The sequence below is a fragment of the Phycisphaeraceae bacterium genome (assembly GCA_015709595.1).
Lineage (GTDB): Bacteria > Planctomycetota > Phycisphaerae > Phycisphaerales > SM1A02 > CAADGA01.
Genome location: CP054178.1, coordinates 1381218 through 1406331, shown reverse-complemented (window position 1 = coordinate 1406331; position 25114 = coordinate 1381218). Strand labels below are relative to the sequence as shown.

Annotated in this window: 21 protein-coding genes; 12 read left to right on the top strand and 9 right to left on the bottom strand. The window is 67.7% G+C overall.

All coding sequences use genetic code 11. The features are described 5' to 3' along the window. Positions 1 to 176: 176 nt before the first annotated feature. On the bottom strand, positions 177 to 1250 hold the full coding sequence (locus tag HRU76_05865) for a MoxR family ATPase (protein QOJ17128.1): 1074 nt from the start codon (positions 1248 to 1250) through the stop codon (positions 177 to 179). Positions 1251 to 1581: 331 nt separating this feature from the next. Between HRU76_05865 and mutM the strand changes: the two genes are divergently transcribed. Then, positions 1582 to 2520 carry a bifunctional DNA-formamidopyrimidine glycosylase/DNA-(apurinic or apyrimidinic site) lyase gene (mutM, locus tag HRU76_05860; GenBank protein ID QOJ17127.1) on the top strand — a complete coding sequence of 313 codons (939 nt, stop codon included), beginning with the start codon at positions 1582 to 1584 and terminating at the stop codon, positions 2518 to 2520. Positions 2521 to 2967: 447 nt separating this feature from the next. Here mutM and dnaA read toward each other — a convergent pair whose 3' ends face one another. Then, positions 2968 to 4389: a chromosomal replication initiator protein DnaA gene (dnaA, locus tag HRU76_05855; GenBank protein QOJ17126.1), complete on the bottom strand. Its 1422-nt coding sequence runs from the start codon at positions 4387 to 4389 to the stop codon at positions 2968 to 2970. 167 nt (positions 4390 to 4556) lie between these two features. Further along, positions 4557 to 5513, bottom strand: coding sequence for a ribonuclease Z (locus HRU76_05850; protein ID QOJ17125.1), 957 nt, complete (start codon positions 5511 to 5513; stop codon positions 4557 to 4559). Between the two features lie 149 nt (positions 5514 to 5662). Between HRU76_05850 and HRU76_05845 the strand changes: the two genes are divergently transcribed. From HRU76_05845 to HRU76_05835, 3 genes are all read left to right on the top strand, one after another. Beyond that, positions 5663 to 6889, top strand: a complete 1227-nt coding sequence (locus HRU76_05845) for an insulinase family protein (protein ID QOJ17124.1) — start codon at positions 5663 to 5665, stop codon at positions 6887 to 6889. A gap of 522 nt (positions 6890 to 7411) precedes the next feature. Next, positions 7412 to 8746, top strand: coding sequence for a histidine--tRNA ligase (locus HRU76_05840; protein ID QOJ17123.1), 1335 nt, complete (start codon positions 7412 to 7414; stop codon positions 8744 to 8746). A 168-nt stretch (positions 8747 to 8914) separates the two neighbouring features. Beyond that, positions 8915 to 9748, top strand: coding sequence for a DUF1080 domain-containing protein (locus HRU76_05835; GenBank protein ID QOJ17122.1), 834 nt, complete (start codon positions 8915 to 8917; stop codon positions 9746 to 9748). 113 nt (positions 9749 to 9861) lie between these two features. On the opposite strand, the gene HRU76_05830 is transcribed toward HRU76_05835, so the two are convergent. Further along, entirely contained in the window at positions 9862 to 11517 is a 1656-nt protein-coding gene (locus HRU76_05830; GenBank protein QOJ17121.1) for a hypothetical protein, read from the bottom strand. A 228-nt stretch (positions 11518 to 11745) separates the two neighbouring features. Between HRU76_05830 and HRU76_05825 the strand changes: the two genes are divergently transcribed. The 4 genes from HRU76_05825 (at position 11746) to HRU76_05810 (ending at position 15221) form a co-directional block, all read left to right on the top strand. After that, complete coding sequence (locus HRU76_05825) at positions 11746 to 12729, top strand: calcium/sodium antiporter (protein ID QOJ17120.1); 984 nt, start codon at positions 11746 to 11748, stop codon at positions 12727 to 12729. A 47-nt stretch (positions 12730 to 12776) separates the two neighbouring features. Beyond that, on the top strand, positions 12777 to 13316 hold the full coding sequence (locus HRU76_05820) for a hypothetical protein (protein QOJ17119.1): 540 nt from the start codon (positions 12777 to 12779) through the stop codon (positions 13314 to 13316). Positions 13317 to 13436: 120 nt separating this feature from the next. After that, a complete protein-coding gene (locus tag HRU76_05815) occupies positions 13437 to 14459 on the top strand; it encodes a hypothetical protein (protein QOJ17118.1) in 1023 nt (340 codons plus the stop codon). 30 nt (positions 14460 to 14489) lie between these two features. Next, a complete protein-coding gene (locus tag HRU76_05810; GenBank protein QOJ17117.1) occupies positions 14490 to 15221 on the top strand; it encodes a prepilin-type N-terminal cleavage/methylation domain-containing protein in 732 nt (243 codons plus the stop codon). 44 nt (positions 15222 to 15265) lie between these two features. On the opposite strand, the gene HRU76_05805 is transcribed toward HRU76_05810, so the two are convergent. From HRU76_05805 to HRU76_05795, 3 genes are all read right to left on the bottom strand, one after another. Continuing rightward, the gene (locus HRU76_05805) at positions 15266 to 15670 is read right to left on the bottom strand and encodes a hypothetical protein (protein ID QOJ17116.1); all 405 of its coding nucleotides are present in this window, start codon (positions 15668 to 15670) and stop codon (positions 15266 to 15268) included. Between the two features lie 170 nt (positions 15671 to 15840). Further along, positions 15841 to 16395, bottom strand: a complete 555-nt coding sequence (locus tag HRU76_05800) for a rhodanese-like domain-containing protein (GenBank protein QOJ19120.1) — start codon at positions 16393 to 16395, stop codon at positions 15841 to 15843. A gap of 81 nt (positions 16396 to 16476) precedes the next feature. Beyond that, complete coding sequence (locus HRU76_05795) at positions 16477 to 17904, bottom strand: MBL fold metallo-hydrolase (protein QOJ17115.1); 1428 nt, start codon at positions 17902 to 17904, stop codon at positions 16477 to 16479. A 230-nt stretch (positions 17905 to 18134) separates the two neighbouring features. Here HRU76_05795 and HRU76_05790 point away from each other — a divergent pair, with 230 nt between their 5' ends. After that, complete coding sequence (locus HRU76_05790) at positions 18135 to 18884, top strand: hypothetical protein (GenBank protein QOJ17114.1); 750 nt, start codon at positions 18135 to 18137, stop codon at positions 18882 to 18884. Between the two features lie 72 nt (positions 18885 to 18956). On the opposite strand, the gene HRU76_05785 is transcribed toward HRU76_05790, so the two are convergent. Together HRU76_05785 and HRU76_05780 are read right to left on the bottom strand one after the other, a co-directional pair. Further along, on the bottom strand, positions 18957 to 20081 hold the full coding sequence (locus HRU76_05785) for an LptF/LptG family permease (protein ID QOJ17113.1): 1125 nt from the start codon (positions 20079 to 20081) through the stop codon (positions 18957 to 18959). 67 nt (positions 20082 to 20148) lie between these two features. Beyond that, entirely contained in the window at positions 20149 to 21765 is a 1617-nt protein-coding gene (locus tag HRU76_05780; protein QOJ17112.1) for an LptF/LptG family permease, read from the bottom strand. A gap of 164 nt (positions 21766 to 21929) precedes the next feature. Here HRU76_05780 and HRU76_05775 point away from each other — a divergent pair, with 164 nt between their 5' ends. From HRU76_05775 to HRU76_05765, 3 genes are all read left to right on the top strand, one after another. Beyond that, positions 21930 to 22424 carry a prepilin-type N-terminal cleavage/methylation domain-containing protein gene (locus tag HRU76_05775; protein ID QOJ17111.1) on the top strand — a complete coding sequence of 165 codons (495 nt, stop codon included), beginning with the start codon at positions 21930 to 21932 and terminating at the stop codon, positions 22422 to 22424. Between the two features lie 79 nt (positions 22425 to 22503). Next, positions 22504 to 23130, top strand: coding sequence for a hypothetical protein (locus HRU76_05770; GenBank protein QOJ17110.1), 627 nt, complete (start codon positions 22504 to 22506; stop codon positions 23128 to 23130). A gap of 5 nt (positions 23131 to 23135) precedes the next feature. Beyond that, on the top strand, positions 23136 to 25064 hold the full coding sequence (locus HRU76_05765; protein ID QOJ17109.1) for a hypothetical protein: 1929 nt from the start codon (positions 23136 to 23138) through the stop codon (positions 25062 to 25064). Positions 25065 to 25114: the final 50 nt, after the last annotated feature.

Genomic DNA, 25114 nt, shown 5'->3' with positions numbered 1-25114 from the left:
GGCCGTGTGAGCGGCCCCCGATGATCGAAAACGCGGAGACCCCACACCGTGCGATTCCTGTACGACTGGATCGATTCCGCCGCCGCACGCCTCCCGCGCGAACACACGGCCGAGACGGCCGTGGCACACCAGCATCCACGGCGCGACGGTTCTTTGAGATGCGCGAACCCCGCCCCCTACCGCATCACCGCATCCATCTGCTTCGCCGTCTTCGCGTCCGTCCCCTCCACGGGGATTTCCTTGAGCAGCGTCTTCACCACGTCGTCGGTGGTCACGCCGTCCGCCTCGGCGTTGAAGTTGGTGATGATGCGGTGTCGCAGCACGGGCAGGGCGACGGATCGGATGTGCTCGGGCATCACGTGCGAGGCGCCGGAGAGGATCGCCCGCGCCTTCGCCGCCAGCACCAGGTACTGGCTGGCCCGCGGACCCGCGCCCCAGCCCAGGTAGTTGCGCACGATGGGCAGCGGGTCGGGGTTGTCGCGCACCCGCGTGGCCCGCACCAGTCGCAGCGCGTATCGCACCACGTGGTCGGCCACGGGCACCTGTCGCACCAGGTGCTGGATGCGCTCCACATCATCGCCCGTGAGCACGGGCTGGACGTTCTGCTCCTCCGCCGCGGTGGTGCGCTGCACGATCTGCAGTTCCTGCTCTTCCGTCGGGTATCCGATGAGCACGTTGAACATGAAGCGGTCGAGCTGGGCCTCGGGCAGCGGGTAGGTGCCTTCCTGCTCAATGGGGTTCTGCGTCGCCAGCACGAAGAACGGCCGGGGAAGCTTGTGCTGCACGCCCGCCACCGTGACCTGCTTCTCCTGCATGGCCTCGAGCAGGGCGGCCTGCGTCTTGGGCGGCGTGCGGTTGATCTCGTCGGCGAGGATGACGTTCGAGAAGATCGGACCCTTCACGAAGCGCAGCTCGCGGGCGCCGGTGGTCTTGTCCTCCTCGATGATCTCCGTGCCCGTCATGTCCGAGGGCATCAGGTCAGGCGTGAACTGCACCCGCGAGAAGCCCAGCGACAGCGTGCGCGCCACCGTGGAGATGAGCAGCGTCTTGGCCAGACCCGGTACGCCGACGACGATCGCATGACCGCCGCAGAACAGCGCCACCAGCAGCTGATCGAGCACGTCGTCCTGCCCCACGATCACCTTGTGAACCTCGTCCCGGAGCCGCGCGTAGGCATCCTTCACCTCGCCCGCGGCGGCGTGGGCGTCGGTCGAGCGGACGGCGGACTTGGCGGCGAGTGGGTCGGTCATGCGGTCCTCCGGGTGGGGCCGAACAGGCATCCGGCGTGGCGTAGTCGGAGCAGTATACTCGGGTCGCGCGATGGTCCGGCGGCGCGACGCACCGAGTCGTGCGTGCGCCACGGCCGTCTCGGCCGTGCAGGCCCACGGTGGACGTGCGGCGAATGAAGCGATTGAGTCGGAAGGAAACCGCACGGCCTGGGGTTCAATCGCGATCAAACGCTCCGGGTCGATCGCACGGCCGACACGGCCGTGGCACACGTCTCCCGGCGCATCAGTGGTACTGTTTGACGACCCTCCCGGCGAGAGGGGTACCTCTTCGCTCGCTGCCGGATGCACCGCCGTGCCTGAACTGCCCGAAGTCGAACATCTGCGCCGCACCCTCGAACCGCTCGTGGTGGGCGCAGTGGTTGGGACCGTCAATCTGCGCCGGAGAAGCATCGTGCGCGCCCCCAAGCGGGGGCGGGTCGACCCGGTCCGACTGCTCGCGGGACGGCGCATCATCGGACTTGATCGCCGCGGCAAGCAGCTGGCGATACTCGCCGACTCCGGCGGCGTGCTGGTCATTCACCTGGGCATGACGGGACGCTTGTTTGTGAGGCCGGACCCGCGCGACGCTCCGCGTCGCGCCACCCCCAGCGTCGCTCCACGCACCACTCCCGACGCAGCGCCGTACGCCGCGCTGGAGGAGCCGGACTCGCTCGACCACGTCCATTGCATCTGGCGCCTGCACAGGCCGGGCGGACGAACCAGCGCCATGATCTTCCGCGACCCGAGGCGTTTCGGGGGATTGTGGTGCATCGATTCGCGCGAAGAACTGCTCGCCAGTCGCTGGACCGAACTGGGGCCGGACGCTCTCGCGGTCACGCCCGCCGACCTGATGACGCGGCTCGGCGCCTCCCGCCGCGCCGTCAAGGCCGCCCTGCTCGATCAGCACGCCGTCGCCGGGGTGGGCAACATCTACGCGGACGAGGCCTTGCACCGGGCGGGCATTCATCCGATGCGGCGGGCGGCGTTGCTCCAGATGTCAGACTGGGAGCGACTGGCCGACGCCATCCGGACGGTGATGGGGGAGGCCCTTCGATCAGGCGGGTCGACCTTGCGCGACTACGTCGATGCTGAGGGTCGGCCAGGCGAGTTCGCCTGGCGGCATCGCGTCTACGGTCGGGGCGGAGAACCATGTCTCGGGTGCGACAGTCGACTGCGATCGATCACCGTAGCGCAGCGAACCACCGTCTACTGCCCGACCTGTCAGCCGATGGCGCGGAACCGGAAACGATGATCCGTGGTCGGGTCATCCACATTTCCACAGGTCATCCACAACGGATTCCGCGTGGCCTGGGGTTGACTTTGGGTCCCGTCGCAAGGTTGTCGGTACGGGATGATGATCTCTCTGGAGAGGATGGAATGGAATTCTCCTCACCCTCTTCGAGAGAAGCGTCGACAGTTTGTGGAAAACCCGGGAGACCACACATAAACCACCGCAAAATCACGACTTACTGGCGACAAGCCGCCATAAAACCTGTCATCTGGTTCGACAGTCGGGGTTGGTTTGGTCGCGTTGTCGCGTGAGTCGAAACCCCGGTCCTTCGATGATAGGGTCCGGCGGTTCTGGTTGACCTGTCACCACACCTCAATCGTCGGTCACACGACAGGTTATCAACATCCGAATGAAATTCGGACCTTGGCTTTTCCGACCCCTGATCTGGTGGGTGCATCGGGTTCCGGACTACGCCGCCGCAAGATCCTGCCTGCTCAGCGCGCTGGTGAGATGGGCCAGGTCGCGCGTGATGCGGTCGTCCATTTCGCGCTTGCGCTCGATGGCCTTGATGGCATGCAGGACGGTGGTGTGATCACGCCCGCCGAAGTACCCGCCGATCTCCTCGAGGGAGTATCGCGTCAGGGTGCGGGCCAGCCACATGCAGATCTGCCTCGGCTCGGCGATGGACTTGTACTTGCGCTTGGAGAGCAGGTCGGCGAGTTTCACGTCGTAGTACTCGCACACCTGCTCGATGATCTCCTGCACCGTGGGCTGCTGAGCGGCCTCCGACCCGCCCCGCGCGGCGCCCAGGGCCTCGCGGGCCATGTCCAGGTCGATGGGCCGACCCGCCACGGTGGCGATCATGCCCAGCGTCTTGATGGCGCCTTCCAGCTCACGGATGTTGGTGTCGATGGCCGAGGCCACATAGGCGGCCACGTCATCAGGCAGAGGGAGTTCGCGCAGGGCGGCTTTCTTCTTGAGGATGGCCACGCGCGTCTCGTAGCAGGGCTTGTCCACGTGGACGACCAGGCCGGAGGAGAAGCGGCTCACCAGCCGCTCCTCCAGGTGCGGGATCTCCGCCGGGGCGGCGTCGGAGGAGAGCACGATCTGCCGGCCCGCCTGGTAGAGCGTGTTGAAGGTGTGGAAGAACTCCTCCTGCGTGCGGTCGCGCTGCGACAGGCAGTGGATGTCGTCGATGATCAGCACGTCCACGTTGCGGAAGCGGGTGCGGAACTGCAGCATCTCGCCTTCGGCCACCGACTCCATGAACTGGTTGATGAAGCTCTCGCAGGAGACGTAGTAGATGCGCTTGTCGGGGAACTCGCGCATGATCGTCTGGCACATGGCCTGCAGCAGGTGCGTCTTGCCCAGCCCCGGACCGCCGTGGATGAAGTAGGGGTTGTACGACTCACCGGGTTTCTGGGCCACGGCCTGGGCGGCGGCGTGGGCCAGTCGATTGCCCGGTCCGACCACGAACTGGTCGAAGGTGTAATCCGGGCTGAGGATCATCTCGTCGTAGCCGGGGATGCCGTGGCCATTCAGCCCGGCGACGGCGCGTGAGCGAGGCGCCGCGGCCGACGCGCCATCCGTCTGAGCGCCGCCGCCCCGTCGCCTGGCGCTGCGCACGATGGCGGACTGGGCCTCCTCCTCGTCCACGAAGCGCACCGCCAGCAGGCGGTCCGTCACCGCCTGGGCCGCCTCGTTGAACTGGTTGATGCAGGAGCGTTCGAGGTACTTCTTCTGCACCGGCTCGTTGACGAGCAGGCGCAGGGTGCCGCCGTCCAGATCCACTGGCTTGATGTCATCAAACCAGTGGCGGCACATGTCCGGGTGATGTCGCCGGAGATGCGCAATGACAGCATTTCTGACCTCAAGCGCGGAGTCAGCCATGGTCGCCACGTCGGAGCGAAAGCGGTAATGCGAAGCAGGTGCTCGGCCGCACGTCGTCTCAGGTCCCACCGACCTTCGATCCTCCACGACGTGCGGTCGGGTTGTTGTGGAATGTACGACGCGCCCGCGCCCCCGTCAACTGTTGCCGCACGCAAACTCGGGACATGTCACGAATCCCCGGAGTTTTCCGCGTCGGAATCCGTCTCGGATTCCTCCGGCTCATCGACCGGCGGACCCATCGCCTCGACCTGGCGCTCGTAGCGCGCCTGGTTGGCGCGGTGGTCCATCAGGAAGTGCAGCCGCTCGCCCGCGGTCGGGTGGCGCACCGCGGCGCGGGCCTGCGCCAGGTTGGTGCGCCGCGACACATGCACTACCACCACGTGCTCCGCCTCCCACGCATCCATCAGCGCGCTCAGGTCGTCGGCGTGCAGGTGCTTGCCGATCTTGGACCGGTCGCGGTGTCCGCGCTCGAAGAAGGTGCATTCGGTGATCACGATCTTCGCCTTGGCGAACTCGGGCGTGAACAGTCCGGGGCAGATTTCCGTGTCGCCGGTGTACGCCACCAGCGGTATCTCGATGGTGCGGGTGATCTCCACACCCTCCTGCTTCAACTCGCGCAGGCGCGTCTGCGGCAGATCGAGGAACTCCTCCTTGAGCTTCGTCCGACGTTCGATGAGCACGTAGCCCAGCGACGGCACCGTGTGGCTGGTGGCCACGCCGCGCAGGAAGACGTTGTTCTTCACCTGGATCTGCTGCCCGGGCGCCAGACCGACGATCTCATGCGGGGTGCGCTGGGCCTCCAGAGGCACCCACGCCTGCATCATGCCGCGCAGCGGGCCGGCGATCGGCTCCGGGCAGACGCACCGACCCATGCCCATCTTGTGGAAGTGCCGCTGGCTGAAGTAGTACGGCAGACCGCCGATGTGATCCATATGCGCGTGGCTCAGCGCGATCGTGGGCGACGACAGCGCGATGCGCGGGCACATGCCGATGTCGAAGGCGACATCCAGCTCGGGAATCTGGACGCACGTCTCCTCGCCCGCCACGCTCAGGCCCTGCACGCGGTACGGCGGAATGAAGAGGTAGCCGACCTGGCCCGGTCGGGGGGGACGCCTGGGGAGCATGAAGGGAATCCTCCGCGGGCAGCGCTTTCGCGCGGCCGGGGTTCGCATGACGGGCAATCGTAGCCGGGTGGTTCGCCTCCCTCTTCCTTCGGAAGAGCTTCTATAGTCCACGCCTCATCGCCCGATTTTCCGAGCCGCCGGGATCCACCATGCCTCAGATCGTTCATCGCACGCTCGCCTGCGGCCTTGACCTGCTCGTGGAGCCCATGCCTGGGGCGGCCTCCGCCGCGTTGACATGGAAGTTTCCCGCCGGGGCCGCGGGTGATCCGGAGTCCCGTCAGGGCGAGTCGGCGGTCCTCAACGAGTTCACCGCGCGCGGCGCGGGCGGCCTAACCAGCCGCGAGCACAGCGATGCCCTCGACCGCGTGGGCGTGGAGCGCTCCAGCAGCGTGGGCGTGCATCACCTGACAATCTCGGCGACCATGCTGGGATCGAACGTGCCCGCCGCCCTGCCCCTGTTCGCCGCCGTCGCCCGCGACCCTCTGCTGCCGGCGGAGGCGCTCGAACCCGTCCAGTCGCTGTGCGTGCAGGCGATCGAGGGCATCAAGGACGACCCGCAGCACGAGGCCATGATCCGGCTCCGCGAGCGGCACGTGCCAGCGCCCTTCAACCGGCACGGGTACGGCGAGATCGACGCCATCAACGCCATGACCATCGACGATGTCCGCCGCGCGTGGAAGACCCGCTGCGTGCCGCGGGGCACGATCGTGGCGCTGGCCGGCGCGGTGGACGTGGATCAGGCGGCGGCAATTCTCGACGCGTCGCTGACCGGCTGGAGAGGCGCGTGCGGAGAGCCGGTGGAGACCGCTCCGGCCCAGGGCGGCATCCATCACGTCGAGCAGCCCAGTGCGCAGGTTCACATCGGCATCGCCTGCGACGCGCCGCGCGAGGCGGATGAAGGCGCCATGCTCGAGCGGCTCGCCGTCGCCGTGCTCAGCGGCGGCATGTCCGGACGGCTCTTCACCGAGGTGCGCGAGAAGCGCTCGCTGTGCTACTCAGTCGGGGCCAGTTACGGGGCGGAGCGCGAGCGCGGCGTGCTGACCATCTACTCCGGCACCACTCCCGAGCGGGCCCAGGAGACGCTCGATGTGTGCCTGGCGGAGATGAAGCGGCTGGAGCAGGGCGTGACGATCGAGGAGTTCCGCCGCGCCGTCGTCGGGCTCAAAAGCCGCCTGGTGATGCAGGGTGAATCGACCAGCGCGCGGGCCGGCGCCATCGCGCGTGACTTTCACCGGCTGGGACGCGCCCGCACGCTGGATGAAATTGCCCGGGCCGTGGATGAACTGACGCTGGATGGACTGAACGCCTACCTGGCGAGGCGGAACTTCGGCCCCTTCACGGTGGTGTCGGTGGGGCCGACGGCTCTGCGGGTATAGCGGGTGGCGCGACGTTCCGCGTCGCGCGTGTGCCACGGCTCTGCGAGCCGTGCCCCTTTACGGTGGTGTCGGTGGGGCCGACGGCTCTGCGGGTGTAGCGGGTGGCGAGACGTTCCGCGTCGCGCGTGTGCCACGGCTCTGCGAGCCGTGCGAGCGTTCCACGACGTCCGATCGGGCACGGTCCCCACGCTGTGCGGTTCACCCGCGACTCGATCGTCTCCTGACGATGCACGTCTCCCGCACGGCCGACACGGCCGTGGCACATGAAGGCACGCGACGCGTAGACCACGGCTCGTATGAGACGGTGCCACGGCTCTGTGAGCCGTGCGAGCGGCCCGCGATGTTCAATCGCAGGAACCCCTCGCCGTGCGAATCTCGCGCATCGGCATGGCCGACACGGCCGTGGCACACGAACACGCGCGACGCGGAGCGTCGCGCCACCCATGCACACTGCTCACTCGAATCACCAGATGGCCACATCGCCAAACCACCACATCACCACATCCCCTACACTTCCGCCCCATGGCCGCCCGATCGCACACGTACCAGCCGCCCAAAGGCACGCGCGACTTCTACCCGCCCGATATGGCGGTGCGCCGCCACCTCGAATCCATCTGGCGCACGGTGTCGATCAACCACGGCTTCGAGGAGATTGACGGTCCCACCTTCGAGCATCTGGACCTCTACACCGTCAAGAGCGGCGACGAAATTGTCTCGCAGCTCTTCCGCTTCCAGCGCGAAGGCGGCGACACCGAGTACGCCCTGCGGCCCGAGTTCACGCCCACCCTGGCGCGCATGTATGCGGCCCGCGCCGGTTCGCTGCCCAGCCCCACGCGCTGGTTCTGCATCCCCAACTTCTTCCGCGCCGAACGGCCCCAGCGCGGGCGGCTGCGCGAGTTCTGGCAGTGGAACGCCGACATCATCGGCGACCCCTCGCCCCGCGCGGATGCCGAGGTCATCGCGGTAGCGGTCAACGCGCTGGAGGTGATGGGGCTGCCCTCGAAGGACATCACCATCCGTATCAGCCATCGCGGGCTGCTGGCGGAGGCCCTGACGGCGTCGGGCGTGGCCGCCGATCGTGTCGAGCCCGCCATGGTGCTGCTCGACCGCAGGGAGAAGATGGAAGCCGACGCCTTCGCCCGCGAGGCCGCCGCGCTCGGGCTGGACGCGGCGCGGCTGCAAGCCAACCTGTCACGGCGGCAGGAGGTCATCAACAGCGCCATCGCCGCGCTGGAGAAGGGGAACGAACCGGCGACAGTCGATGCCGCCGCCGAGCCCGCTGTGGCCGGGCTGATCGAGCTGGCGAGGCGCCTGCATGACCGCACCGTGCTCAGGTGGTGCGAGTTCGATTTCTCCATCGTCCGCGGGCTGGCCTACTACACCGGCACGGTCTTCGAGATTCACGAGGCCACCGGCAAGGAACGCGCCATCGCCGGCGGCGGGCGCTACGACGGGCTGGTAGCCCTCTATGGCGGCCCGCCTACGCCCGCCGTGGGCTTCGCCATGGGGGATGTGGTCATTCGGCTGGTGCTGGAGGACAAGGGCCTGCTTCAGCCCGCCGAGCATTACCTGCCGCGGCCTGATGCGTTCATCATCTCCACCGGCGATGAACAGGCCGAGCACGAGTTGACCCCGCTGCTGGCCCGCCTGCGCCGCGAGGGGCTGCACGTGCGCACCACCGCCAGGCAGACGCGAAACGTGGGCAAACTGCTGGGCGACGCCGCCAGATGCCGGGCGCGGCACGCCGTCATCCTCGGCGCCGAACTGGCGGACGGCAACGTGGTGGTGAAGAACCTCGACACCAACGACCAGCGGACGATCGCGCTGGACTCGCTCCTTGCCGCCCTGCGGGGGTGAGGGCGTTGCGGGTTTTCGGGCTTCGATTCTCAGGTGTCGGCGTGCGGCTGGCGCATGAAACCCGGGCCAGTGCGCGGCGGCCCTGCTCCCTGCGCCGCAGCAACGTCGGGCGTGCATTCGTGGAGCCGCTTCACCGGCTTACAATTGAGCATTGCAGGAGGTCGCGCCATGTCCGCATCCGTCATCACCATCGGTTCCGCGTTGTCTTTTGCGCTGGCCGCCGCTTCGCTGCTGGCCTTCGCGTCGGCGCCAGCGGGCGACAAGAAGGTGGTGGTCAGGGACGCGTGGGGCGAGGAAGTCACCGTCCACGGCTACGACGACGAAAAACTGGACGAGAAGTGGTTCGTGCATGACCCCGAGCGACCCCAGCCACCGCGCGCCGAGGCCGAGAAGATCAGGCCGAACCTTCATGCCCAGCCGCCCGAGGGGGCGATCGTGCTCTTTGACGGCAGCGATCTTGAAGCGTGGAAGGGCGGCGCCTGGGCGATCGGCGACGGATTCATGGAAGTCCGCCGGGGCGGCATCGAGACGATCGAACACTTCAGCTCGTGCCGGCTGCACATTGAGTGGGCCAGCCCGAAGGAGGTGCGCGGCGAGGGACAGGGCCGGGGCAACAGCGGGGTGTTCTTCTTCGGGCGATACGAGATCCAGGTGCTCGACTCGTGGAAGAACGCCACCTACGCGGACGGCATGGCCGCATCGCTGTACGGCCAGCGCCCGCCGGACTTCAACGCCGCGGTCGAGCCGGGCGAGTGGAACTCGTACGACATCGAGTTTCACGCCCCGGTGTTCGACGACGACGGCGCCGTGACGAAGCCCGCCCGCGTGACGGTGATCTGGAACGGCGTGAAAGTTCACGACAACGTCGAGTTGATCGGCGCCACCAGCCACCGCCGCAAGGCCAGTTACAGCCGGCACGGAACGAAGGGACCGATCTCCCTGCAGGATCACGGCGACCCGGTGCGCTTCCGCAACATCTGGGTGGCGCCGCTGGCGGAGTGAGCGGGATGTGCGGGGTGTGCGGCGATCAGTTCAACAACATTCACGCCATTGATGCGAAAAGCAATTTAGCAAACTTGGCAGCGACCGGTGTGGGTTGCGCGGCGAGTCGCTCCTCACGTCTCCACCTCGACTTCCGGCTTCATCTCCGCTCGAAGCCGCTCGCTCACCTGCTGCAGAATCTGGTGGGCCACCTGGCTGCTGCCGTAGCCGCTGGGGAGACGGACGAAGGGCTTGTTGTACTTGGCGCAGATTTCCGCCAAGTCGCCGTAGGAGTGGCTGGAGAAGCGGATCATCAGCAGCACCAGGTCCACGTCCGGGCGGGTGATTTCGGGGATGAACGAGTCGATCGATTCATGCGGGCGGCTGGCGAGCCAGCGGATTTCCTTGAGCCCCAGGTCGCGCTCCAGCATGCGCTTGGAGAGAGGGCGCTCCGACCCGCCGATGAGCACGACCACCTTGCCCTTGAGGAGCCGGGCGGCTTCCTCCACCTCGGCTGATCGCTTCGCCGCCGGACCCTCGATGGAGATGGTCGCTACGCGCTCGCGCGAATCGGCGAGGGTTTCGGCGGCGTCGATGACGCGCTCCGCCTCGTCCGGAAGTTCGAGCTCCTCCGGAATGCGATCGAGGTAGGGCACGAGCAGATCGCAGATGGAGCGGTCCGAGGGGGGGTAGCCCCTGCCGACCCACTCCGCCATCGCCTTGCCCGCCTGCGTCCACTCCTCCATGATCTCCGATTCGTCGGTGGCGGCGACGGCGCGATTCACGTGGTAGCGCACCTTGCCCACCAGGTTGCGACGGTCGCGGTCGTTCTCCGTCTCGCGCTTGTGGTCGCCCAGCCAGGCCTCCAGGCGGTTGCGCAGGTCGGCCCAGTTGTCCGGATCGGCGGGGTCGTCGGTCTTCATGAAACGACGGATGAAGAGCCGATCCGGCGCGGTCTGATCGCGCAGCCACCAGTACAGGTCGAGCTGGTCGGTGTCGTTGCGCAGGTCGATGTCGAGCAGCGAGGCGCGCACCGCCGACTGGGCCTCGGCGATCAGGTGGCACAGCACATCATCCGGCGGGTCGGCCTGCCACGCCTGGGGCACCTGCTGGGCGATCTCGGCGGCGAGAGCCAGCGTCTCGTAGTTCTCGGCGACGCGGTTGAGGTCTTCGCCCTGGTAGGGAGGCATCGAGGGGTCGAGCATCCACAGCCAGCAGCTTTCCATCGTGCGGGCCTGACGGATGAACTCCGCGCCGCGCTCCGCCGCTTCGTTGGGCGTCATCTCGCCCTCGGCCAGAGCCACGTTGCGATGCGCCACCCAGCGGGCCGCCTCGGCCTTGAGGCGGGCGCGTCGGGCGATGGTCAGCAGATCGGCGCGCCGGTGGGCGGGCGTCTCCATGATCACCCGCGGGCCCCGGATGTCGGGCGTCAGGTCCGAGGCCTCGATTCGCGCCCCGCCCTGAGTCTCCGCCACGCGGGTGGTGATGCGGGCGTCGCCCACGCGCACCTCGCGCTCCACCGTGGACACCGGCACCACGCGCGGCGCGAAGGGCGAACTTGACGCGGGTCGGGGCGGCGCGGGCGCCGCGCTCGACGATGACGACGCGCCGTTGCCGCCGAACGGGTTGGAGGAGCCGGCGCCATCGGATCGCGTCGCATCGACCAGCCAGCGCCCCAGTTCGTGCAGGGCGCTTCGGACCTCCGGCTGGTGCCGGACCGCGTGAGTGAGCGACGACAACAGCGCCTCGATCGCCGAGGCGAGGGACGGACGATCATTGGTGGTGTTCATGGTGTGGGATCATTTATCACAAAGGCGTGGGGCCGGGGAAGAAGCCCCGCCACATGGTACACGACGAATCGCGCGCGTGACAAGCATGCGCGCGACTTCTGGGGCGAGTCACCCCCGGATCGAACCGGACCCGGGCGTCGAGTGGCGAAGCCGAGGTCCGGGAATACAGTGAACCCCGTTGATTCCGTCCGGTCGTGGTCAGGGCGTCGGGCAAGGAGGTGCGGATCGGTGCTGTCGTCGCTCGGACTGCTGCTGCTGGGACTGATTCTGCTGGTGATCGGAGGCGAGGCCCTGCTGCGCGGCGCGGTTGGGCTGGCCGCCCTGCTTCGGCTCACCCCGGCGGTCATCGGGCTGACGGTGGTGGCGGCGGGAACCTCGGTGCCCGAGCTGGCGGTGAGCGGGATCGCGGCGTCGCGCGGCAGCGCGGACATCGCTGTCGCCAACGTGGTCGGCTCCAACATCTTCAACCTGGCGTTCATCCTCGGTCTCGCCGCGCTCATCCGCCCCATGGGCATCACGGGCAACACCATCCGGCTGGAGTACCCGGTGCTGGCGATCGTCACCCTGCTCTGCCTGGTCATCGCGCAGGACGGCACGATCAACCGGCTTGATGCCGCACTCTGCCTCGCCGTGTATGTGGGGTTCACCGTCTACATGGTGATGCTGGTGCGGCAGCAGGTGACGGCGGCGGAGGATCTTGAGCTCCGCGCCGAGATCACCGAACTCTCGCCCGCCAGGGAAAAGCCGCGACCCTGGATCTGCGCGGGGCTGGTGGTGCTGGGCGTGGCGCTGCTGGACCGAGGGGCGGCGTTCACCGTGTCCGGCGCAGTGGACCTGGCCCGGATGCTGGGCTGGTCGGAGCGCATCATCGGGTTGACGATCGTCTCCGTGGGCACCAGTCTGCCCGAGGTGGTGGCTTCGGCGGTCTCCGCAATCCGCGGGCGCAGCGACGTGGCGATCGGCAACCTGATCGGCTCCAACCTCTTCAACATCCTCATGATCCTGGGCATCGTGTCACTGATCTCCCCGCTCACCGTGCAGCCCGCGCTGCTGGAGTCGGACTGCTGGTGGATGCTGGGCGTGACGCTGGCGATCTTCCCGATCATGGCGACGGGGCGGCGCGTCAACCGGCTCGAGGGCCTCGCCCTGCTGGCGACGTACGGGGTGTATCTGGCAACTTTGATGCTCACAACTTCTTCACCCCACTCTTGACCGTACCAGGCGGCATGAGTAGATTGGCTCAATCGGGGGTTTGTTCAATGGTTGACACGCCCGACACGCCCGACACGCCCGACGTGTCGAGTGCCGTGCGTGTGGATGCGATAGAACCCAATTATCATCTTTGTCGAGAAGACCGGCGTCTTCGGAACGCAATTCGGCCCTTTCTCTCGCTCGTGCTCCTGGTATCGAGCGTCGGCAAGGCGCTCTCACCACACGAAACAGCCGGTGTCTTGCGATCACTGACCGATGCGTTGCTTCCAATCCATGACGTTTGGCTGAAGGCGGTCGTTCTTGCGATCATCGCCTTCGAGGCGAGCGTGGCATGGCTGTTCTGGGTCGAGCGTTTGCAGCGGGCGGCGCTGATGGCGACGGGCTTGTTCATCGCCTTGGCAAGCATGGTTCTCCTCGTCCTGGCAGTTGTCGACCCAACGGCTGGTTGCGGCTGCGGACTGCCGCGATTCCCTGGCGCCCCCGAGTCCTCGATCTGGTTTGGACTCGTGCGGAATGCGGTTCTGATGCTGCTCATCATCATGGCCATGCCTCGCGTGAGGCGGGTGTTTCGTTCCAGTTCCGACTGATCACCCATCGGGAGGTTTGCATCATGGACCAGGTTCCAATCACACGTCACGCCTTGAGGATGACGATCGCCGGTCTTGCCATGTTCGCGCTGACCGCATTGTCAATCTGGTCAGCAGTTGGTGCTCAGGCGCAGGATCCCGGCAGCAGCACTTGCACGTGCTCGGCATCGGCGTCGGAAACCTGTCAGGGCGTCGCACTCTCGCACTCCATCAGCTGCCCGCCGACGGCGTATTGCTGCTGCAACGTCCAGCGCGGCAACAACGATTGCATTCTCGCCATTCAGGCATTCTGCTGTCAGTTCTAACCCCGTCGCGGCTCCTCAGGTTCGGCAGTCACCCAGCCGCAGTCGCACGCTTCATGAAAGGGCCGATGCAATGACCCGAGCGTCCGTCGAGGGCAGGCGCTGGATGGTGCCGGTTCTTGGCACGGGGGTTGTCGTTGTGATCGTCGCGCTGGCGGTTCGCACGATGTGGCCGTCTCGCAGCGATGCGACACGGATCGGAGAGGACGTCGCATACGACACGACCCTCTCGGCGGATGAAAGCATTGATGCCGCCATCCAACGTATTCGAGACCGGTTTGATCGGTCATCGCTCAGGATCGAAGGAGACGCCGCGCTGACCAGGGACGAGGTGAACGCGCTGTCTTCGAGTTTCCTCGACGAGTTGGCGGTGTACTGGTCCGGCGACGTGAGCCGCCTGATGAGTCACGTGGAGCGCCACGAGCGGATCACGGCACTTCCGGATCGCCTGATGTCGACTTCCGGGCGCCTGGAGGAAGTCTGGCGCGCGACGCGCGCGACGTTCGCTGGCGCCCGGCTCGATCTTGGCTCACTCGTCATTCGACCTCGATTCCTTGACGGTCGGGTTCAGGAAGTTCACGAGCCGGTATCGTCAACCGCTCATCGGCCGGGCCGGATCGCCGGCCTCCCCGAGAATCCCGAGGAAGGTGGATTCACGATCTTCGAGGTCGTGCTTCCGGCGGAGATTCGAGGCCGGCACCGTCTCGGACACGAGGTGGTGTTCCCCGGTCGATGGGGCCTGTGGTTCGTCAGGTTGCCTGACGGCTCAGACTGGCTCATGTACAAGATGACCGTGTATGACGTACCCAATGAAGTGGCGGTCGCGTTTCCCCCCCTTTGATCCCGCGGCAACATCGTGGAGTGTGCTGCCATGAAACGATCGCACAGAGCATTCACGCTGACAGAACTGGTGGTTGTGCTGGGTGTGGTGGCTCTGCTCGCGGCCATCCTGCTCCCCGCGCTGGCAGGAGTTCGTCGCGCCGCGGGGAGGAGCGCGAGCAGTTCCAATCTTCGCACCATCAGCGCGCTGATCGAGCAGTACGCCTCGAACCACGATCAGGCCTATCCGTTCCCGGATGAGTCGCGTTCATACCCTCTCGGATGCGGAGGGGTGAGGATTCAGTTCGGCCACTGGAGTGCTGCGATCAACTGGCCCATGATCGTCGGGGCGACGATTTCCTGGGAGCAGCACTTCGGCGTCATGCACTCACCCGGCGCCGCGAGATCGATCGATCAACCCAACTGCGGTCACCCGACCTCCTACGAGTTCAGCCACTCCTTCATTGCTCGGCCCGAACTCTGGAGCGTTTCAACGCCGACGCTCGGCGCCCTGCTTCGCCCCACACGAACCTCGGAGGTCCGTCATCCCTCGCGCAAAGTGCTCATGTGGGATCGCGAAGCAACCTTCCTGCGTCAGCCGATCGAGCGGAGCGGTCCGGACATCGCCGAATCCGTGCCGATGCTCTTCGTGGACGGGCATGTCGCGTCGCATGTGCCGTCGCAGGCATCCGAACCGGTTGAGAATCCCTACCTGCGTGGGTCCGATCGTGGCAACCAGCGCCTCCACAACACGCGAGACGGTGTGTTGGGCTGGGATTATTGACTGGAGCGCCTGGTGGGCGCGGCTGGATGACCGGCGAAGTCCTCTCACGCCAGCGCCTGCGCCAGCGTGTCAAAATGGGCGTCATCCGCCCATACGAAGCAGCCGAAGCGCGCCCCGACCGAGGTGCACTCGATGGCCTCGACGTTGGCCCCCGAGTCGGCGATGCGCTGCAGCATCAGACGCAGCGCGCCGGGGCGGTCGTCGGCGATCAGGTAGAGCGTGCGGCCTTCCTCGCACTCCAGTCCCTCGCTCCGGGCGAACTTGCGAAAGGCGTCGGGCGACTCCGGCACACACGAAAGGTGGGGCAACTCCTCGCCATGCGCGTAGCCCCACAGCCCCAGCAGGTTCACCCCCGCCCGGTGCAGGCGGTCGGCGAACGACGCCAGCTCACCCGAGCGGTTGGGCAGCGTGAAGGCGAACGAGGTCATGGGTATCCAGCGGCTGGCCATGCGTGATGGTATGAGCGGATGACGCGGCGAGCCACGACCGTGTCAGTGTGCGCCGCAGACGTATCGACCGTGCGGGCGACGCGGGCCGTTCGCACGGCTGATACAGCCGTGGCGCACAACAAGGGCGAAAGAGTCGTTATAAACCTCATGCGAGCCGGCGCTTCATCACGTCATACCCGGTTCCACGGCATCTTCGCCAGCAGCATGGCCATGCCGCACCAGCCGGAGGCGCCCGCGAAGAACAGTCCGGCGCCGACGAACCCCGCCAGCGCGTTGAACCACGGGTTGATCAGCGCGCCCAGCACGACGCCGGTGAGGACTAGGCCGCCCGCGACCATCTGCACCTGCCGCATGATGGGCAGCGGCGCCTTGCGGTTGACCACGGTGGGCAGCCCGGCCTGCTTCCATCCGGCGATGCCGCCCGTCACGTGCGATACCTGCACGCCATGCTCCTCGAGCAGTTTCCGCACACCCTGGCCCGAACGGTTGCCGCTGGCGCAGTGCAGGATGACGCGGCAGCCGCCCGTGTCGCCGACGGCTTCGGCGCACAGTTTCCCCAAGGGAAGCAGACGCGCGCCTTCGATGCGCTCGCGGGCGTGCTCCATCGGTTCGCGCACGTCGATCAGCACCGCTTCGCCCCGGTCGAGCATGGCCTTGGCCTCCGCGGGCGTGAGTTCCGTCTTGTGCGGCGTGGCGGCGGGCTTCGTCGTGTCGGGAGCGGTCATGGTGGACATGGCGGTTCTCCTTCACCTTCGGGCGGGCGTACGCGCCCCCTGGATGTTGGATGACGGATCAGTCAGGTTGTTTCACCCGGCGCAGGCGAGCGCGGCGCCCGTGGTGGGCAGGCCCTGCTGCATCCACGCGCCCATGCCGCCCGTGACGTTGAGGAGATTGGTGAACCCGTGGCGCGCCAGCACGCTGGCGACGGCGGTGGAGCGGTATCCGCCGCCGCACATCACCGCGACCGGCGCGGCCTTGTCGGGCAGTTCGCCCAGGTGGTCGGTGATCGTTCCGCCGAACAGGTGGACCGCGCCTTCCACGTGGCCGGCGTTCCATTCGCCCGGGGCGCGCACATCCACCACGGTGATGGGTTCGCCCCCGGTCAGGCGTCGGTGCAGATCGCGCGGCGAGACCTGCGGGAGCATCGCCACCGGCTTGCCGGACTTGGTCCACGCTTCGAAGCCGCCCTGCAGGTGGCCGATCACGCCGTCGAGTCCCACGCGGGCCAGTCCCGCCGCGGCGTCCGCCGCCTCGCGTGCGTCGCGCGTCACGAGCAGCAGGGGCTTCTCGTAGGGTACGAGCCACGAGGCCCACACCGCCAGTCCGGAGCCCGCGCCGATGCCGATGGCGCCGGGCACGTGACCCGCACCGAACGTCACCTGATCGCGCGTGTCGATGACGACCGCGCCCGCCTCCAGCCGGCTGGCGAAGTCCGCCACGGGCAGCGCGGGCGGCGAGAGCACGCTGGCGGGCCGGGCGTGGCCTTCGGAGTTGAACCGCTTCATCCGCCGGTAGTAGGGCGGGAACACGGGCACGGTGCCGAGCAGCCGCTTGACGAACGTGTCCTCGTCCAGCGTGGGATCGAGATACGGGTTGCTCAGTCGCTCAGCGCCGAGGGTGGAGGATGCCTCGCCGCTCATCCCCGACCCGCACATCGACCCCGCGCCGTGCGCGGGAAGGATCTCAAGCGAGTCGGGCAGCCCCTTCAGTTTGTCGCGCACGGTGCGGAACATGCCGCGGGCGAGGGCGAGTTTCTGATCCTCGCCCAGCAGGTCAGGCCGTCCCAGCGAGCCGACGAAGAGGAAGTCGCCCGACAGCATGACGGCGGGCACGTCCGGGTGCGAGGCCAGGTCATAGACCAGGAACGCCAGGTGCTCCGGCGTGTGTCCGGGCGTGTGAAGGGCCTTGAGGCGGACGGAGCCGAGGTCGAACACGTCGCCGTCGCGCACATCGGTGTGGGGAAATGCGACGGTGAACGTTTCGCCCACGTCGTACGTCGAGGCGAACACCGGCGCGCCGGTCTTCTCCGAGAGTTCCCGCGCCCCGCTGGCGTAGTCGGCGTGGATGTGCGTCTCGAGCACGTGGGTGACGCGGGCGCCGTTCCGTCGAGCAAAGTCGAGATACCGCTCGATGTTCCGCTCGGGATCGACGATCGCCATCTGTCCCGTCTTCTCGCAGCCCACGGCGTAGGAATAGTGGGCCAGCCCCGGCACGTCGAATCGCTGCAGGATCATGGTTGCCTCCTGATGCGCCGCTCGCCAGCGCCTCACGATGGCGTCCGGCGTCGCCGATCATTCGATGATACGAGGCCCGGTGGCGGATCAGGGAAAAATCCGCGATAATCCCCGCTGCGACGGGCTCAGTTCCGGGCGTCGCAGTCCGAGGATGGGTTCCGGGGGGTGCATTCCGGGGGTGGGTTCCGGAGGTGGGATGAACGAGTCGGCGACGCATGGTGGAGCGCGACATGCACGAGACCCGCAACCTGATCCTGATCATCCTGCTCATCGTGGCGGTGATCTGGGCGTTTCTCGGCTGGTTCGTCTTTGACCAGTCCTCGTCGGGCGCGTGGATGCATCGATACGTGCCGCTTCTCGCCGCCGCGGTGCTGGGCGGCTTCGTGTGGTACGCGCTCTACGTGGAGGACCGGATGCCCGACGACCTGGGCGAGGTGGTCGGCTCGAACTACCACGAGGTGGACGGCGTGGCGTTTCATCTGTCGGTGCGTCAGGCGGAGAAGGGACAGGCGCAACTCACGCTCCACTACATGAACCGATTCGCCAACTACGCGCAGGTCATCATCCATGTGCGTCCGCCCAGGGACAGTTTCGTGGTTCGCAAGGGCATGCGCGACCTGCGGTTCATCTTCAAGGTGAACGGCGGCGAGTTCGGGGCCATCCACCAGCCCATCGGCGTGCCGCGCCACCTGCAAGGGACCACCGTGCCGGTGCAGCTGGCCGCGGTGGCGCGCTTCCCCCGCGCCCAAGGTCAGCGGCTTCGGTCCCGCGAAGGCGGCCGGGTCGGCATGTTCGCGGTGGACTGGGCGCAGGAGTTCACGCCGGGCGTGGTTGAGGCCTCGGGGGCGACGGAGCTGGCGTTCGCCGCCACGGTGCATCTGTCGATGCCGATGGGCGCGAACGAGGTCATCAAGGGCCCCGATGCCTGGAAGCAGGAGGTGCTGAAGCAGGGCCCGCCGGAGGGCAAGGTGATGGGGTGAGCCCCCGCGCGCCGCGGCCGTTCGGCCCTGGGTTGTTCGGTCAGCGCGGCTCGTCCGACATCCGGCAAGGCGTCACGTCCGCACGAAGCTCAGATGCGCCAGAGCGAGCGGAATCAGAATCGCCACCGGCATGAACACGCCCGCCGCCGCGGGAATGCCCGCCAGCGGTACTTCCATCAGGATGAATGAACCCAGCATCACGCTCACCGCCGTGCCGGCGCATTTCACGCTGGCGGGCAGCAGGTTCCCGGGAAGCCGAAGCAGGAAGAACGGCAGGCAGAGCAGCAGCAGCAGCAGGTTGGTGAAGACCACCGCGTACCGTCCGTAGCGGATGCGGGCGAGGGCGGCCTGATCCACCGACGCCGAGGCGCGCATCAGTTCCCCGATCTGCGACGGGCTGAGCATCTGCGCGAACTCGGCGTAGCGGCGCACCACCAGCACCTGCGGCGTGAGATCGGTCGGGAAGAGTTCCGCCGTCCCGTGCTCGACGATGTCGCGCTGAGCGCCCGGCTCGGCCCGCAGGGTCTGGGTTCGTCCGTTGGCCAGCCGCCAGGCGCCCTGCGCCGCGTCCCAGGTCGCCTCGTCGGCGGTGATGCGGGTGGAGGTGCGCCCCAGGGCGTCGCGCACCAGGATGGTGGGTCGCTCCAGGGCGGCGCGATCCCGATGAAACGCCGGGGCGTGGAGCAGCGCACCGTTGCGGTCGGCGGTGAAGGGCACGGGAAACGCGGCGACGCCCTCGCGTCCCAGGTCGCCGTGGCTGCGGATCAGCAGCGGCGCCATCGAGGGCAGAATGACGTTGCTGTTGACCACGTGCAGCAGGTTCAGCCCGAACGCCGCCATGACGAGGGGCCACGCCAGCCGGTAGAGCGACATGCCCGAGGCGAGCAGGGCCACCGTCTCGCGGTGACGCAGCATCTGCGCCAGGGTGAACGACGCCGCCCCGACGGACAGCACGCCCAGCAGATAGGCGAACAACTGAAAGACGCGCGGGCCGTGAAACTCCCACACCAGTCCGGCCAGCGTGCTGACGGTGGTGACCACGCCGGGGTCCTTTCCCTTCATCCGCTCCACCGCCTGCATGAACTCGTCGAGCTGCAGGATCAGGTCGATCGCCGTCGCCAGCAGGTACACCAGCGTGAACAGGATCGCGAAGTTCGCGAGGAAGCGTCGGATCAGATGGCGGTCGATGAGTGTCACGGGGGAGAACGGTCCGGGGACTGAGTGCAGGGGTGTTCCGAGCGACTGGACGCCCGATGCCTGATGTCTAGTTCCTCCTCAAGCGCAGATACGCCAGGATCGACAGCGCCGCCAGCAGCGCGTTGCCCGACCACATGACCGCGGCGCCGACCGTGAGGTTGTTGTCGCGGATGGTCTGTTCACCTCCCGAGATGAGGAGCATGTCGAGGATGGAGGGCAGGAAGGCCAGCAGATAGATGGTGAGGGGCAGGGTGTTCCGCATCACGAGGGCCAGCAGCGAGCCGAGCATCACGAGCAGCAGGCCGGTCGTGGCCAGGGCGGCGCGCTGGTGGAGACGCGCCGCCGTTTCGTAGCCGAGGTCGGCCAGCTCGAACTCCACCTGTCGCACCGCGCCCGCCACCTCGCGGTCCGTGCGGGCTGGTTGCGCGGCGCGGGCGAGCAGTTCGGCGGAGGGCAGGGCTTCGAGTTCGGACGCCGCGTCGCCGGGAGGCCGAAGGTCCACGATGGCCACCTCGGCGCGTCGGATGGGGGGCATGCCGGCGTCATTCGGGCGCGTCTCCAGGCAGTCACGGAGCAGCAGGCCCAGTCGCAGCCCGAGGGGATCGGTCTGAGTCAGCGTGACGCTGGCGGCGGCGCAGGCCAGTCGGCGCACCTCGCGTTCTCCCTCGTACTCGACGACTTCCACCGGGGCCGCGCCCGCGCGGGTGAGCGTGCCGCCCTGGATGCGATCGGCTCGGACCACGTATCGCCCCGCGCCGTGAAGCTCCGTGAACTCGACGGAGCCGGCCGCGACGCCTTCGCGCAGCATCTCCATCGTCGCATGGCGGGTCAGGGCGTCGGCCAGCTGCTGCTTGCGTCGCTTCACCTCGCGGTAGCCGTCGCGATCGCGCCGCACCTGCAGAATCTGCCCCAGCGACATGAACTTGGGCTTGTCCACCAGCGTCTCGGGAAGCAGGATCGGCCGCTGCGGCGCGATCACCTCGATCCGGGCCAGACTGCCATCCTGCCGGTTGAACGCCACCGCGTCCTCGAGCGCCAGCATGAGGAACGATCCTTCCCGTCGCTCGTGAATGTCCACGACCGCGCTGCGGGCGGTGACGTCGGTGACGATCTCGCCCGCGTCGTTCAGTTCCGCCGCCGCCACGCGGCGCAGCACCAGCCGCTTGCTGGCGCCGGTGTCGGGCGGATTGGGAATGATGTCCAGCCCCTCGGCGTAAATCTGCAGGTTTCCCAGCACGAACGCGCCGCGCTCGTCCACGGCGCGGTCGAACAGTCGCGCGATGTCCTCGGTCACCGCCCGCTGCATCAGCACCCAGAAGCGCGGCACCACGAAGTACACCAGCACCAGCAGGAGCAGCGTGATGGCCAGCCCCAGCCCGAGGACGGGGAGCAGGAAGCGTCGGTAGCTCACCCCGCTGGCGGCGCAGGCCAGCACCTCGTTGTCAGTCACCAGGCGATGCATCACGATGGTCGAGCCGAACCCCGCCGCGAAGGGCAGGGCGAACTGCAGCATGGGCACGATGGCCAGGGCCACGTACTTGGCCACGTCCACGGGGGCGAGTTTGCCCGAGGCCAGCGGCTTGACGGTGGCGCCGAAGGCGATCACCGCCACCAGCACGCCGGTGGCCAGCAGAATCGTCCGCAGCAGCTCGCCGAGCACGTAGCGATAAAGCAGCCAGGGCATGGCGGGATTATCGCCCCGACCCGGCGCACTGACCAGCGGGGGTTCTCGGACCCCCATCGCGCAATTGGAAAACCTGCGCGGACTCTGGCGGCGTCGGATGGCTCCGCGCGGCCTGCTTTGGTCGTGGCGGGTCGATCCGCCCGCACGCGGATTCGATGAATGAGATGATGATCCCCGTCACGCCAACCCGGCGACAGTCGCCGCGCCGCGCCACCCGGCGGCGAGGCGGCGCTTCCGACCCTCGCGGGTTCACGCTGATCGAGGCCCTGATCGCCTCCTCGATCCTGCTGGGCATCGTCACCGCGGTGACGGCGGCGGTGGTGGCCGGTCAGCAGCAGGCCTTCGAGGCCCAGCAGCGCATCGCCGCGGCCCTCGCCGCGGACGCCCTGATGGCTCGTCTTGCGGCCCTGCCGTACGCCGATCTGCCCAAGTGGAATGGTCACCACGAGCCGGCCGGCGACATGATCGACGAGCGAGGCGACGCCATGCCACCCGCGTTCGACGGCGTGGGGCGCGAGGCGACCATCATCAACACCTTCCGCAGCTTCAACCCGCCGGACGTGAACATCCGGGGCGTGACGATTCGCGTCCGCGCGTTCGACGGCGTCGGAAACACCCTGGTGACCCTGGAGCGTTTCGTGCCGGAGCCGCAGGCGTAGGACTGCAGGCGCCGGGCATCAAGGCGCTCGGAACTCGGAACGACTCAGCACACAGTCCTTCGTCCTTCACTGATCCACCATGTTCCACGTCGTTCATCCAACCCGTCGCGGCCTGACGCTGATCGAGCTGATGCTGGCGCTCACGATCACGGTGATGATCTCGGGCGCCATCGCCAGCATGATGGCCGCCATCGCCGCGGGCGTGGAGACGCGGCAGGACGTGCGCGGCACGATGGTGCGGGCCTCCGCCGCCTCGGGCCGGCTGGGCGCGTATGTGGCGGGCAGCCGTTGCATTCTTTCGGCCTCCGCGACCGACCTGGTGCTCTGGCTGCGCGACTCGCGTGAGAGCGGCACGGTCCACGCCAGCGAAGTCCGGTGGATTCTCTATGACCCCGCCGGCGGCGGCTATGACGTGCTCTACGTCCGGTTCCCCGACGAGTGGACGGACCTGCAATGCGATCAGGCGGACCAGGAGTACGCCGCCAACGCCGACTGGAACGCGGTGCTCAACTTCTATGACGACCTGGGCTACGTCGCCATGACGCGGCTGGTGGACGGACTGGAATCGGTTGAAATCGCCATCGATCACGCCAATCCGCTTTCGGCGCGGCTGGCGTCGTTTCTGCTGTCCTTCGCCGCCGAGTCGGGTGCGCAGCAGGTGCGCGTCTCCGAGTCGATCCGGCTGCACGAACCGCCCGTGAAATGAGGTGCATGATGACGCACACCCGACGACATCGACAGGTCGTTTCCCGGCGCGGGGTGGCCATGCTGCTCATCGTCATCGCGCTGGTCACCGGCACGCTGCTGGCCACCGCGTACCTGGCGAGCCGGGACAACTCCGGCGCCATCGGCGCCAACGTCGCCGAGGCGTCCGCCGCCCGCTGGGCGTCGGAATCCGGCATGGAGTACGCCGTGGTCATCCTGCAGACCGAAAAGGACTGGCGCACCAGGCATGTCAACGGCACGCTGTTCGCCGATCACCCCGTGGGCGCGGCGCTGGTCACGCTTGACCTGCTGGACCTGGAAACCGGGCTGCCCCCGACGGAGACGACCCGCCACGTGCAGCTCACCTCGACCGCGGTCAGCAGCGGGGTGACGCGCGTGACGCGCGCGGTGGCCACGGTTCCCGTGGGCGAGGAAACCACGGTGGACCTGGATCTGGGCGAGTTCGGCGCGTTCGTCACGCGCGAGATGAAGATCGCCGACCAGGCCAGCGTCGCCCGCTGGGGCGCCGCGCTGCTGTCGGACAAGCGTCCGCGCGTGCCCGTCGGCACCACGGCGACGTCCGCCGGTTCGGTCAGCGTGTCGGGCCAGGCGACGCCCATCGACACCACGGTGTTCGCCGGTCCCGCCGCCTCCGGGTCGCTGTTGAGCGTCAGCAACGGGTCGAAGGTGCAGGATCTGCGCCTGACTGACAACGTGGTCGTCCCCGCGCCGCCGGGGCCGGGCGTCCTGGCGCCGACGCTGCCCCTGTACCCCACGCTCACGGTCCCCGCTGGCGGAAAGACCGTGCTCAGCAGTTCGCAGCGATACGACTCCATCACGGTTCAATCCAGCGGTGAACTGGTGCTGCAGGGCAACATCGCGGTGGTGTCGGAGAAGGATCTGACGCTGGGCGACCAGGCGCGAATCGTGGTCGATTCCGGCAAGCCGCGCCTGGTGGTGTGGGGCGACGTGAACATCAACAAGGGCGGCATCGTGATGAAGGGCGACGCCACCGTGCTGGCCCTGTTCGTGGGCGACGATGTGACGATCACGTCCGGCTACTTCGGCGACGCCGGCGGCTGGAACGAGTCGGTCAAGCGCGGCCAGGCGGGGTACATGAATCCCTCGCGCCTGATCATGTTCTCGATTGATTCGCTGCTGAGCGACGGGCGCGTCTGGCAGCTGACCGGCGACACCCTTTTCAAGGGTCGCCTGTACGCGCCCTCCGCCGCCGTCACCCTGTCGGACAACGCGGCGCTGTACGGCAACGCGGTGGTGAACGGTCTGACGCTGAACGGCGCGTCGGGCCTGTTCCACGACCCGTCCATGAACACGGGACGGGGCTACACCAACCCGCGCAGCAAGGTGTACGGGCCGGATCAGAAGGTGAAGTTCACCTTCAAGACGCTGGCCTCGATGGATGACGTCTCCATGCTCGCCGCCTCCACACTGGAGGGGGTGGTGGTCAAGGGCCTGACCGGCCTGCTGGGGTCGGTTGATGCGCAGACGGACGATCCGACCGTGCCCGGCGTGCCCACGGAGCGTCCCATCCCGGTCGATGTGACGATCGAGTCGGCCGGTCTGACGCTGGGCGCCTGGGAGGGGCGCGGGACCGACTGGAAGCAGACGCCGCAGCGCGTCGAGGCCGACAGCCGCGCGCTTGCCGCCAGGATCGGCGCCTTCGACACCGCCCAGTTCACCGGCTCGAACGTGCTGCAGCGCACCACGCGGCGCAACGATCTGGCCGCCCGCGCGACGAACGCGGCGGACGCCATCGTCGCGGGCAACTACGCCCTGGCGGAATCGGAGCTGCTGTACATCTTCGAGCGTACCGGCGGCAACCTGGGCGTCACGCAGTTCATGGTGACGGGGGCGGCCCAGCAGAGCGTGCGCTCCGAGTCCGGGCGGCTCCAGCGCGCCGCGGACGGCCTCTGATGTCCGGGAGCGATCGACCAGCGCCTTCCCACGCCCGCGGATCGGATTCA